Raw genomic sequence first — 12,540 nt, 5'->3', positions numbered from 1 at the left:
CGCCATGCCGGATGCAACACATCCGGCAAATCCGCACTTACTCGTCCAGCAGAATCACTTTGCCGATATACGGCAGATGGCGGTAACGCTGTGCGTAATCAATACCGTAACCCACCACAAACTCATCCGGGATCGAGAAACCGATAAATTCTACCGGGACGTTCACTTCACGGCGGGACGGTTTATCCAGCAGCGTACAAATCGCCAGCGACTTCGGTTCGCGCAGGCTTAAGATTTCACGCACTTTCGACAGTGTATTACCCGAGTCGATGATATCTTCAACAATCAGCACGTCCTTGCCACGGATATCTTCATCCAGATCTTTGAGGATTTTCACATCACGGGTGGTGGACATGCCGCTACCGTAGCTGGAGGCGGTCATAAAGTCGACTTCATGAGATACCTGAACTTCACGGCACAGGTCCGCCATAAACATAAATGAGCCACGCAGCAGGCCTACCAGCACCATATCGCTGCCGCTGTCTTTGTAACGCTCAGTAATCTGACGACCCAGTTCGGCGATACGCGCTTTAATCTCCGCTTCGGGGATCATTACTTCTACAGTATGTTTCATATCTCTAACCATATGATTTAAAAACAAATCACTTCGCACGGGCTGGCTTCGGCACCGCAGCAAAGCGCAAGACACGCAGTATACCAGTAAAACTATTCATTGGCGGAATCTGTTAATAAAGCTCAAATTGTGATGACGATCACACATGTTAAAACCTATAATTAATTGCTACTAAAATATTAATGAATTGAAATGGTGTTTCTTTATGGCAATTAACAATACCGGCTCGCGGCGATTACTCGTCACGCTAACAGCCCTTTTTGCAGCTCTTTGCGGGCTGTATCTTCTCATTGGCGGAGGCTGGCTGGTCGCGATTGGCGGCTCCTGGTACTACCCTATTGCAGGCCTTGTGATGCTCGGCGTCGCCTGGATGCTGTGGCGCAGTAAACGCGCCGCACTTTGGCTGTACGCGGCTCTGCTGCTCGGCACCATGATTTGGGGCGTCTGGGAAGTCGGTTTCGATTTCTGGGCGCTGACCCCGCGCAGCGACATTCTGGTCTTCTTCGGCATCTGGCTGATCCTGCCGTTTGTCTGGCGTCGCCTGGTCATTCCTTCCAGTGGCGCAGTTGCCGCGCTGGTAGTGGCGTTGCTGATTAGCGGCGGAATTCTCACCTGGGCGGGATTTAACGATCCGCAGGAAATCCATGGCACCTTAAGCGCCGATGCCACACCAGCAGAAGCCATCTCCCCCGTTGCCGATCAGGACTGGCCTGCCTATGGCCGCAATCAGGAAGGCCAACGCTTTTCGCCTCTGAAACAAATTAACGCCGATAACGTCCACAACCTGAAAGAAGCCTGGGTATTTCGCACGGGTGATGTGAAACAGCCGAACGATCCGGGCGAAATCACCAATGAAGTGACGCCAATTAAAGTGGGCGACACGCTTTACCTGTGCACCGCTCACCAGCGCCTGTTTGCACTCGATGCCGCCAGCGGCAAAGAGAAATGGCACTACGATCCTGAGCTGAAAACCAACGAGTCTTTCCAGCACGTAACCTGCCGTGGCGTCTCTTATCATGAAGCCAAAGCTGAAACCGCTTCGCCGGAAGTGATGGCGGATTGCCCGCGTCGTATCATTCTTCCGGTGAATGATGGCCGCCTGATTGCGATTAACGCTGAAAACGGCAAGCTGTGCGAAACCTTCGCCGATAAAGGCGTGCTCAATCTGCAAAGCAATATGCCGGACACCAAACCGGGTCTGTATGAGCCGACTTCGCCGCCGATTATCACCGATAAAACCATCGTAATGGCCGGTTCAGTCACCGATAACTTCTCAACCCGCGAAACGTCTGGCGTGATCCGTGGTTTTGATGTCAACACCGGGAAGCTGCTGTGGGCTTTTGATCCGGGCGCGAAAGATCCGAACGCGATCCCGTCTGACGAACACACCTTTACCTTTAACTCGCCAAACTCCTGGGCACCTGCGGCCTATGACGCGAAGCTGGATCTGGTGTATCTGCCGATGGGCGTGACCACGCCAGATATCTGGGGCGGTAACCGCACACCGGAACAGGAACGTTATGCCAGCTCGATTCTGGCGCTGAATGCCACTACCGGGAAACTGGCGTGGAGTTACCAGACCGTTCACCATGACCTGTGGGATATGGATCTTCCGGCACAGCCGACGCTGGCGGATATCACCGTTAATGGTCAGAAGGTGCCGGTTATTTATGCTCCTGCGAAAACCGGCAACATTTTTGTGCTCGATCGTCGTAATGGTGAACTGGTGGTTCCTGCCCCGGAAAAACCAGTGCCACAAGGCGCAGCGAAAGGCGATTACGTTACCCCGACCCAACCGTTCTCTGAACTGAGCTTCCGTCCGACGAAAGATTTGAGCGGCGCGGATATGTGGGGCGCTACCATGTTTGACCAACTGGTGTGCCGCGTGATGTTCCACCAGATGCGCTATGAAGGCATTTTCACCCCACCATCTGAACAGGGTACGCTGGTATTCCCGGGTAACCTGGGGATGTTCGAATGGGGCGGGATTTCCGTTGATCCGAATCGTGAAGTGGCAATTGCCAACCCAATGGCGCTGCCATTTGTTTCGAAACTGATCCCGCGCGGCCCTGGCAACCCAATGGAACAACCGAAAGATGCCAAAGGCACGGGTACGGAATCCGGTATTCAGCCGCAGTACGGTGTACCGTATGGCGTCACGCTCAATCCGTTCCTTTCACCATTTGGTCTGCCGTGTAAACAGCCAGCATGGGGTTATATTTCGGCGCTGGATCTGAAAACCAATGAAGTGGTGTGGAAGAAACGTATTGGTACGCCGCAGGACAGTATGCCGTTCCCGATGCCGGTTCCGGTGCCGTTCAACATGGGTATGCCGATGCTTGGCGGACCAATCTCCACGGCGGGTAACGTGCTGTTTATTGCCGCTACGGCAGATAACTACCTGCGCGCTTACAACATGAGCAACGGTGAAAAACTGTGGCAGGGTCGTCTACCAGCGGGCGGTCAGGCAACACCGATGACCTATGAAGTGAATGGTAAGCAGTATGTGGTGATCTCCGCAGGCGGTCACGGTTCATTTGGTACGAAGATGGGCGACTATATTGTGGCTTATGCGCTGCCGGATGATGTGAAGTAAGATTCGCTCAGATTACTGACAAAGTGCGCTTTGTTCATGCCGGATGCGGCGTAAACGCCTTATTCGGCCTACAAAATCGTATGGTACGTAGGCCTGATAAGCGTAGCGCATCAGGCAGTTTTGCGTTTGTCATCAGTTTAATGCCCGGAGAGATCCGGGCATCTTCCCGAATACAGTATTTTTACACCGTAAACCCTAACATCATCCCCGTATCTTCATGCTCCAGCAGATGGCAGTGCGCCATATAAGCGTGTTCTTTCGGGGCATCGTGATTAAACTTCACCAGCACTTCGCTGACATTACCTTCTACTTTAACGGTATCTTTCCAGCCTGCGCGATGCGTCGCTGGCGGTTTGCCATTTTCTGACAAGATACGGAACTGCGTACCGTGGATATGGAACGGATGCAGCATCATGTCACCCACGCCAGAAATAACCCAACGCTCGTACTGCCCTTTCGCCGCCGCAAACATCGGCTTGTTCATATCAAACGCCTGACCGTTGATTTTATTGGCATGGTGGAAATCAAACTTCCCGCCGTGGTTCATATGATTCATATTGCCGTGCCCCATATGCCCCATCATCTGACTGTGATCCATCCCGGCCATCGCCTGATCGCCATATTTCTCCATTAGCATCTGCATCCCCATCATATCGAGCATCGGGTCCATAGAAAGTTGCAGCTTGCGTACCGTTAATCCGTCCAGCGAAGGTAACGCAGGCAGGCTACTTAATGTGTCTGGCAAAGCACCGGAGGCACTAATAGCAATCGGCTGAATCCGCATTACCGAATGCGGCTTGTCAAACGGCGCAATCGCCATCCCCATCTGGCTGACCGGCAGCGTCACCAGGTCAAACGGTTTGTTGTCGTTAACCTCCACCAGCACTTCAAAACGCTCGCCCATCAGCACCGGCAGCTCGCTCACCTTCACCGGCTCAGGTAGCAGACCACCGTCGCTGGCAATCACATAAAGCGGGCGATTGTCGCTGGTGGCGAAATTGAGCGAGCGGGCATTACAGCCATTGAGCAAACGCAGACGCAGCCAGCCACGCGGAGCAGCATGTTGCGGGTAGATAGCGCCGTTGGTCAGCAGCGTATCGCCAAACCAGCCCACGGCGGCGGTCATCACATTCAGTTGATAATCAATCTGCCCGTCAGCGTTAAATTTTTTATCCTGAACAATCACCGGGACATCATCGATACCCCACTGTTTCGGCAGCATTAATTTCAGGATCTCGTCATCTTCAATCACCACCAGCCCAGCCAGCCCCATCGCCACCTGACGCCCGGTTTTGCCGTGTTGATGCGGATGGAACCAGCAGGTAGCGGCAGGTTGATCGACGTTCAGCGTCACCGTGCGTTTACCACCAGGCGGAATAATCCCCTGCGGGCCGCCGTCCACTTCCCCCGGCACTTCCAGCCCGTGCCAGTGCAACGTCGTCTCTTCCGCCAGTTGGTTATAGATATCAACCGTTACAGCTTTGCCGCGCTGTAATTTCACCGCTGGCCCCAGCAGATTGCCGTTGTAACCCCAGGTAGTTGCGGTTTTCCCGCCAAAAGTGGACTGGCCTGCGCCAATAGTTAACTGAATACGATTACGGGCATTGGTCGTGAGCAAATCAGGGATCGGTAACGTTGGACGATCCGCCGCAAAAACTGCGCGGCTCCACAGCGGCAAGGCCGAAGCCACGCCCAGCGCGACGGAATATTTTAAGAAATCACGACGTTGCATAGTTATTTCCTTATTCTTAAGCAGGCGAAACAAAATCAAACGTTGAGCATAGTCCTTCCCCTTACAGGAAGGTCAAGCCACAGACACAATTTAATCCACAATAATGGTCGTCGCCTCGCTCGCAGTGTGCTAACGTTTATCATCTTTAAGTCCTGGTAGAAGCAATGAAGACGTTTTTCAGAACAGTATTATTCGGCAGCCTGATGGCTGTATGCGCAAATAGTTACGCGCTCAGCGAGTCTGAAGCCGAAGATATGGCCGATTTAACGGCTGTTTTTGTTTTTCTGAAGAACGATTGCGGTTACCAGAACTTACCTAACGGGCAAATTCGTCGCGCACTGGTCTTTTTCGCCCAGCAAAACCAGTGGGATCTCAGCAACTACGACACCTTCGACATGAAATCTCTCGGTGAAGATAGCTATCGAGATCTCAGCGGTATTGGTATTCCCGTCGCTAAAAAGTGCAAAGCCCTGGCTCGCGATTCCTTAAGCCTGCTTGCCTACGTCAAATAATCCCTGATACCTTTTTGTAGAAATATTGACCGTGCATCTGCGGTCAATGTTAGCTATTATGTTGCGCCCTTTTTTTACGGGTGTTAACAAAGGAGGTATCAACCCATGGCCGAAAAAAAACGGTGGCATGAAACGCTACACGACCAGTTTGGGCAGTACTTTGCTGTAGATAACGTTCTGTATCATGAAAAGACCGATCACCAGGATCTGATCATTTTTGAGAACGCCGCATTTGGTCGCGTGATGGCGCTGGATGGCGTAGTACAAACCACCGAGCGCGACGAGTTTATCTATCATGAGATGATGACCCATGTTCCGCTACTGGCTCACGGTCACGCGAAACATGTGCTGATCATCGGCGGCGGTGACGGTGCCATGCTGCGAGAAGTGACCCGGCATAAAAACGTTGAGTCAATCACGATGGTGGAAATCGATGCGGGTGTCGTGTCGTTCTGCCGTCAGTATCTGCCAAACCATAACGCCGGTAGCTACGACGATCCGCGCTTTAAACTGGTGATCGACGATGGCGTCAATTTCGTTAATCAAACCAGCCAGACCTTCGACGTGATCATCTCCGACTGTACCGATCCCATCGGTCCCGGCGAAAGCCTGTTCACCTCAGCATTTTATGAAGGTTGCAAACGCTGCCTGAATCCTGGCGGTATCTTCGTCGCACAAAACGGCGTCTGCTTTTTACAGCAGGAAGAGGCTATCGACAGTCATCGCAAACTCAGCCATTACTTCAGCGACGTTGGCTTTTATCAGGCGGCGATCCCGACCTATTACGGCGGCATCATGACCTTTGCATGGGCGACAGATAACGACGCCTTACGCCATCTCTCTACCGAAATTATTCAGGCGCGTTTTCTCGCTTCTGGCCTGAAATGCCGTTATTACAACCCGGCAGTCCATACGGCAGCTTTTGCCTTACCTCAGTATCTGCAAGACGCACTGGCTTCACAGCCGTCCTAAGGAGAAGATAAGAAATTGAAAAAACTGAAACTGCATGGCTTTAATAATCTGACCAAAAGTCTGAGTTTTTGTATTTACGATATCTGCTACGCCAAAACCGCCGAAGAGCGCGACGGTTATATTGCTTATATCGATGAACTCTATAATGCCAACCGTCTGACCGAAATCCTGTCAGAAACCTGTTCCATTATCGGAGCCAATATTCTTAACATCGCCCGCCAGGATTACGAACCACAGGGTGCCAGCGTCACTATTCTGGTGAGCGAAGAGCCGGTTGATCCGAAACTTATCGACAAAACAGAACACCCCGGCCCGCTGCCAGAAGCCGTGGTTGCCCATCTCGATAAAAGTCATATTTGCGTACATACCTACCCGGAAAGCCATCCTGAAGGCGGTTTATGTACCTTCCGCGCCGACATAGAAGTCTCCACCTGCGGCGTGATTTCCCCGCTGAAGGCGCTGAATTACCTGATCCACCAGCTTGAGTCTGATATCGTAACCATTGATTATCGCGTGCGCGGTTTTACCCGTGACATCAACGGAATGAAGCACTTTATCGACCATGAGATTAATTCGATTCAGAACTTTATGTCTGAGGATATGAAGGCGCTGTATGACATGGTGGATGTAAACGTCTATCAGGAAAATATCTTCCATACCAAGATGTTGCTTAAAGAGTTCGACCTTAAGCACTACATGTTCCACACCAAACCGGAAGATTTGACCGACAGCGAGCGCAAAGAAATTACCGCTGCGCTGTGGAAAGAAATGCGCGAGATTTATTACGGGCGCAATATGCCAGCTATTTAACGGCTCAGGCGGAGCACCGAGGCTCCGCCTGATTTAGTTACTTCTGTTGCACGAAATTGCGGTAAGCCGCCACCACCTGAAGAAAATCCTCAACGCCGCACAGCGACAGGCTTTCTTCGTCGTAGTAGTTCATCCCCTCTTCCATTTCATCGCCAGCGAATTCCAGTTGATTGGCGCGAATCATCACCTCTTCGCCGTCCATCCATAGCGTGTACTCATGCCCTGCCCGCTGCCAGGAACGTTCGCTACCTTTGAGCGTGCGCGCGGCGTCTTCCACTTCATCAAGCAAGGCCAGGTTTTCTTTCACCTCTTCATTAAACCAGTGCCCGACCACTTCATGCCCCATGGACATACGCACCTTTACCACTCCGGTAATATCGCGCAGAAATTCGTAATCCATAGTGTGTTCCTCTGCTCCCGGCAATGCGCCGAAATCGCATTGCGCCATTGATGTAATTATCGCAGCCTTACCGGAGAAAAACAGCGGAACGGCGATGGTTTAGAAATAAAAAATGCCCGGGAATCACATTCACCGGGCATTGTCTCGTTTATGCGCAGCGCGTGCGCTGACTTTTTAAACCGCAGTCTGGAAAATCACCCCATCCGCTTTTTCGGTGTACTGAGAAAGCTGGTTGAAGTTCAGATAACGGTAAGTATCAACGGCAGTTTTATCTACCTGCGCAACGTAGGTCTGGTACTCCTCCGGCGTTGGCAGTTTGCCAAGAAGTGCCGCGACAGCAGCCAGCTCCGCAGAAGCCAGGAAGACGTTCGCGCCAGTCCCCAGACGGTTCGGGAAGTTACGGGTCGAGGTGGAAACCACCGTCGCGCCGTCTGCCACACGCGCCTGGTTGCCCATACACAGGGAACAGCCAGGGATCTCGATACGCGCACCACTCTTACCGAAGACGCTGTAGTAGCCTTCTTCGGTCAACTGTGCAGCGTCCATACGGGTTGGCGGTGCCACCCACAGGCGCGTCGGCAGTTGGCCTTTGTGCGCATCCAGCAGTTTACCCGCAGCACGGAAGTGACCGATGTTGGTCATGCAGGAACCGATAAATACTTCGTCGATCTTCTCGCCCTGTACCGCTGACAGCGGACGTGCGTCGTCTGGATCGTTCGGAGCACACAGGATTGGCTCTTTAATATCCGCCAGATCGATGTCGATCACTGCCGCGTATTCCGCATCCGCATCGGCTTCCAGCAGCTCAGGATTCGCCAGCCATTTTTCCATGCCCTGAATACGACGTTCGAGGGTACGACGATCGCCGTAACCTTCCGCGATCATCCACTTCAGCAGAACGATGTTGGAGTTCAGGTATTCGATAATCGGCTCTTTGTTCAGCTTAATGGTACAACCGGCAGCGGAACGCTCGGCGGACGCATCGGTCAGCTCAAATGCCTGCTCAACTTTCAGATCCGGCAGACCTTCAATTTCCAGAATGCGACCAGAGAAGATGTTTTTCTTACCTTTTTTCTCAACGGTCAGCAGACCTTGTTTGATCGCATACAGCGGGATCGCGTGTACCAGATCGCGCAGGGTAATGCCCGGCTGCATTTTGCCTTTGAAGCGCACCAGAACGGATTCCGGCATATCCAGCGGCATAACGCCAGTCGCGGCAGCAAATGCCACCAGACCAGAACCCGCCGGGAAGGAGATACCAATCGGGAAACGAGTATGAGAGTCACCGCCAGTACCCACGGTATCCGGCAGCAGCATACGGTTCAGCCAGGAGTGGATTACGCCATCACCCGGACGCAGCGACACACCGCCACGGTTCATAATGAAGTCCGGCAGCGTGTGGTGTGTGTTAACGTCAACCGGCTTCGGATAAGCCGCTGTGTGACAGAAAGACTGCATCACCAGGTCAGCCGAGAAGCCCAGGCACGCCAGGTCTTTCAGTTCATCACGGGTCATTGGGCCGGTGGTGTCCTGAGAACCGACCGAAGTCATTTTCGGCTCACAGTAAGCGCCCGGACGAATGCCTTTCACGCCACAGGCACGACCAACCATTTTCTGCGCCAGCGAGAAGCCGCGATCGCTTTCAGCGACATCTTTCGCCTGACGGAAGACATCGCTGTGCGGCAGACCAAGTGCTTCACGCGCTTTGGTGGTCAGGCCACGACCGATAATCAGCGGAATACGACCACCCGCACGTACTTCATCGATCAGTACGTCAGTTTTCAGTTCGAAGGTCGCCAGCAGTTCGTTGGTTTCGTGGTTACGTACTTCACCTTTGTAAGGGTAAACGTCAATCACGTCGCCCATATTCAGGTTAGAAACATCCACTTCAATTGGCAGTGCGCCGGCATCTTCCATCGTGTTAAAGAAGATTGGTGCAATTTTGCCGCCGAGGCACAGTCCGCCACCGCGTTTGTTTGGCACATGCGGAATATCATCGCCCATAAACCACAGTACGGAGTTAGTGGCGGATTTACGCGAAGAACCCGTGCCCACAACGTCACCGACGTACGCCAGCGGGAAACCTTTCTGTTGCAGGGCTTCAATCTGTTTGATCGGCCCAACAACGCCTGGCTGGTCTGGCTCAATACCTTCACGGGCATTTTTCAGCATCGCCAGCGCGTGCAGTGGGATATCCGGGCGTGACCACGCATCCGGTGCCGGAGAGAGGTCATCAGTGTTGGTTTCGCCGGTAACTTTGAAAACGGTAACGGTCAGTTTTTCAGCCAGCGCCGGGCGATTCAGGAACCATTCGGCATCCGCCCAGGACTGCATAACCTGCTTCGCGTATTTGTTGCCTGCTTTGGCTTTTTCTTCTACATCATAGAAGTTATCGAACATCAGCAGCGTATGAGACAGTGCTTTGGCGGCAATTGGCGCCAGTTTGGCATCGTCCAACGCATCAATCAGCGGATGAATGTTGTAACCACCCTGCATGGTGCCCAGCAGTTCAATGGCTTTTTCTGGAGTCAACAGTGGGGATTTGGCTTCGCCTTTCGCGACAGCAGCAAGGAAACCAGCTTTTACATAGGCGGCTTCATCGACGCCAGGGGGAACTCGGTTGGTTAACAGATCTAACAGGAATTCTTCTTCGCCCGCAGGCGGGTTTTTCAGCAGCTCTACGAGCGCGGCCATTTGGTTTGCATCCAGGGGCTTGGGCGCAATCCCCTCAGCGGCACGCTCAGCTACGTGCTTACGGTATTCTTCTAGCACGACGGTTCTCCTCGCTCTCATTGTCATAGTGCGGCAGGCGATTCTCTTCACGCTCCTGTGAGACAGCAGTTTGTAGGGTAAATGCCCAGTACCGCAACGGGCAGAATAGCAGGATTTTGACGATGTGTTAATCTGTTTACAAAAAAGCAACATAAAAAAGTGGCTGAATCGTTAAGGATGGTCTAGAGATTGTTTCCCTTCGTAAAAACCTCGTTAATTCGCCTGGTGATAATCACCTTTCTCAACGAATCCCAAGATTAGTCAAAATTTAAACTACCGCCTCTTTATACTCGGATTCACAGCACCTGCGGGTGGCAGTTCGCCGACCATTGCGATTTCCTTGAGATCCGAATTATGAAAATGACTTTGCTGTTTAAACCCCATGTGCTGGCGCTAATTTGCAGTGCCGGGCTTTGTGCCACTTCCGGTGCTTTGTATGTAAAAAGCCGCACTGTGGAAACGCCTGTAGAAGCGCAAACTGTGCCTGTTGTCACTACAGCTACGCTTCCTGCAACGGTTTCCGCGCCGCCAGTAACGCCCGCCGTCGTCAAATCTACCTTCAGTACTGCACAAATTGATCAATGGGTCGCGCCTGTCGCGCTGTACCCCGATTCTCTGCTTTCACAAGTGTTAATGGCATCAACCTATCCGGCAAACGTTGCGCAAGCAGTGCAATGGTCGCACGATAATCCACTTAAACAAGGTGACGCTGCTATTCAGGCAGTAGCTGACCAGCCGTGGGATGCCAGCGTCAAATCACTGGTGGCGTTTCCACAGCTGATGGCATTGATGGGCGAAAACCCGCAGTGGGTACAAAACCTCGGCGATGCGTTTCTGGCGCAGCCGCAGGATGTAATGGACTCGGTACAGCGTTTGCGTCAACTGGCGCAACAAACCGGATCGCTGAAGTCATCAACCGAACAGAAAGTCATTACGGCAACGAAGAAAGCTGTACCGGTAAAACAGGCTGTCACGGCTCCCGTCATACAATCCAATACCGTTTCAACAGCCAGCCCCGTCATTGCAGAGCCTGCACCAACCGTAATAACTATCGAACCAACCAATCCGGATATGGTTTATATTCCCAACTATAACCCGACCGTGGTTTACGGGAACTGGGCCAATTCCGCGTATCCGCCGGTTTATCTGCCGCCGCCAGCCGGAGAACCGTTTGTTGACAGCTTTGTGCGCGGTTTCGGCTACAGCATGGGCGTCGCCACTACATACGCGTTATTCAGCAGCATCGACTGGGATGACGACGATCATGACCATCATCATCATGACGATGATGATTATCATCACGATGGCGGTCATCGTGACGGCAACGGCTGGCAACACAACGGTGACAACATCAATATCGACGTCAACAATTTCAACCGCATCACCGGTGAGCATCTTACTGATAAGAATATGGCATGGCGGCACAACCCAAACTATCGAGATGGTGTGCCTTATCATGACAGGGATATGGCAAAGCGGTTTCATCAAACCGATGTCAGTGGCGGCATGAGCGCCACGTCGCTACCTGCACCGTCGCGCGACAGTCAGCGTCAGGCTGCGGCACAGCGGTTTAATGAAGCGGAACACTATGGTAATTATGAAGATTTTCGCGAGTTCAGCCGTCGCCAACCACTGACCCAGCAGCAAAAGGATGCCGCTCGTCAGCGTTATCAGTCCGCGTCACCTGAGCAGCGCCAGGCGGTCCGCGAGAAAATGCAGACTAACCCGCAGAACCAGCAGCGAAGAGAGGCGGCGCGTGAGCGTATTCAGTCCGCCTCACCCGAACAGCGCCAGGCGGTACGCGAGAAAATGCGAACTAACCCGCAGAACCAGCAGCGAAGAGAGGCGGCGCGTCAGCATATTCAGTCTGCATCACCTGAGCAGCGCCCACTGAACCAACAACAGCGTGATAACGCCCGCCAGCGTATTCAATCGGCATCTCCTGAACAACGTCAGGTTTTTCGGGAGAAAGTTCAGGAGAACCGCCCGCAACGTCTAAACGACAGTAACCATACTGCCAGGCTGAATAACGAACAACGGTCAGCGGTACGTGAACGGTTGTCTGAGCGTGGAGCAAGAAGACAGGAAAGGTAAATTGCAGGCGTAAAAAAAGCGGCGTTGTTAGCCGCTTAAGACTGATGACAAACATCGAATCGCCCGATGCGCAAGCTT

9 protein-coding genes are annotated in these 12,540 nt (G+C 52.7%); 5 read left to right on the top strand and 4 right to left on the bottom strand.

What is annotated here, in order from left to right; genetic code table 11:
- Positions 1-37: 37 nt before the first annotated feature.
- A complete protein-coding gene (gene hpt / locus WC5_RS11265; protein WP_000683335.1) occupies positions 38-574 on the bottom strand; it encodes a hypoxanthine phosphoribosyltransferase in 537 nt (178 codons plus the stop codon).
- A gap of 205 nt (positions 575-779) precedes the next feature.
- Between hpt and gcd the strand changes: the two genes are divergently transcribed.
- Positions 780-3,170, top strand: a complete 2,391-nt coding sequence (gcd, locus tag WC5_RS11270) for a quinoprotein glucose dehydrogenase (protein WP_010351111.1) — start codon at positions 780-782, stop codon at positions 3,168-3,170.
- A gap of 181 nt (positions 3,171-3,351) precedes the next feature.
- Here the strand turns inward: gcd and cueO are convergent, their stop codons facing one another.
- The gene (gene cueO, locus WC5_RS11275) at positions 3,352-4,902 is read right to left on the bottom strand and encodes a multicopper oxidase CueO (RefSeq protein ID WP_001189580.1); all 1,551 of its coding nucleotides are present in this window, start codon (positions 4,900-4,902) and stop codon (positions 3,352-3,354) included.
- A 164-nt stretch (positions 4,903-5,066) separates the two neighbouring features.
- On the opposite strand from cueO, the gene WC5_RS11280 reads away from it, so the two are divergent.
- The 3 genes from WC5_RS11280 (at position 5,067) to speD (ending at position 7,196) form a co-directional block, all read left to right on the top strand.
- On the top strand, positions 5,067-5,414 hold the full coding sequence (locus tag WC5_RS11280; RefSeq protein WP_000846617.1) for a YacC family pilotin-like protein: 348 nt from the start codon (positions 5,067-5,069) through the stop codon (positions 5,412-5,414).
- A 105-nt stretch (positions 5,415-5,519) separates the two neighbouring features.
- The gene (speE, locus tag WC5_RS11285) at positions 5,520-6,386 is read left to right on the top strand and encodes a polyamine aminopropyltransferase (protein ID WP_000818482.1); all 867 of its coding nucleotides are present in this window, start codon (positions 5,520-5,522) and stop codon (positions 6,384-6,386) included.
- Between the two features lie 15 nt (positions 6,387-6,401).
- Positions 6,402-7,196 (top strand): adenosylmethionine decarboxylase, encoded by a 795-nt coding sequence (speD, locus tag WC5_RS11290; protein ID WP_000734283.1) that lies wholly within the window; start codon positions 6,402-6,404, stop codon positions 7,194-7,196.
- A 37-nt stretch (positions 7,197-7,233) separates the two neighbouring features.
- On the opposite strand, the gene yacL is transcribed toward speD, so the two are convergent.
- Positions 7,234-7,596: a protein YacL gene (gene yacL, locus WC5_RS11295; protein ID WP_010350025.1), complete on the bottom strand. Its 363-nt coding sequence runs from the start codon at positions 7,594-7,596 to the stop codon at positions 7,234-7,236.
- Between the two features lie 174 nt (positions 7,597-7,770).
- Positions 7,771-10,368 carry a bifunctional aconitate hydratase 2/2-methylisocitrate dehydratase gene (gene acnB / locus WC5_RS11300; RefSeq protein WP_010350028.1) on the bottom strand — a complete coding sequence of 866 codons (2,598 nt, stop codon included), beginning with the start codon at positions 10,366-10,368 and terminating at the stop codon, positions 7,771-7,773.
- A 354-nt stretch (positions 10,369-10,722) separates the two neighbouring features.
- Between acnB and WC5_RS11305 the strand changes: the two genes are divergently transcribed.
- Positions 10,723-12,462, top strand: coding sequence for a DUF3300 domain-containing protein (locus tag WC5_RS11305; RefSeq protein WP_000784396.1), 1,740 nt, complete (start codon positions 10,723-10,725; stop codon positions 12,460-12,462).
- The last annotated feature ends 78 nt before the right edge of the window (positions 12,463-12,540 follow it).

This window comes from Escherichia sp. KTE114, from assembly GCF_000407765.1.
GTDB lineage: Bacteria > Pseudomonadota > Gammaproteobacteria > Enterobacterales > Enterobacteriaceae > Escherichia > Escherichia ruysiae.
Note: the sequence above shows the minus strand (reverse complement) of the source record. Positions and strands in the feature narration are given on the sequence as shown.

Coding starts and splice junctions, on each gene's coding strand:
- gcd (WP_010351111.1), top strand. CDS start 780: ATGGCAATTAACAATACCGGCTCGCGGCGATTACTCGTCACGCTAACA.
- hpt (WP_000683335.1), bottom strand. CDS start 574: ATGAAACATACTGTAGAAGTAATGATCCCCGAAGCGGAGATTAAAGCG.
- cueO (WP_001189580.1), bottom strand. CDS start 4,902: ATGCAACGTCGTGATTTCTTAAAATATTCCGTCGCGCTGGGCGTGGCT.
- WC5_RS11280 (WP_000846617.1), top strand. CDS start 5,067: ATGAAGACGTTTTTCAGAACAGTATTATTCGGCAGCCTGATGGCTGTA.
- speE (WP_000818482.1), top strand. CDS start 5,520: ATGGCCGAAAAAAAACGGTGGCATGAAACGCTACACGACCAGTTTGGG.
- yacL (WP_010350025.1), bottom strand. CDS start 7,596: ATGGATTACGAATTTCTGCGCGATATTACCGGAGTGGTAAAGGTGCGT.
- WC5_RS11305 (WP_000784396.1), top strand. CDS start 10,723: ATGAAAATGACTTTGCTGTTTAAACCCCATGTGCTGGCGCTAATTTGC.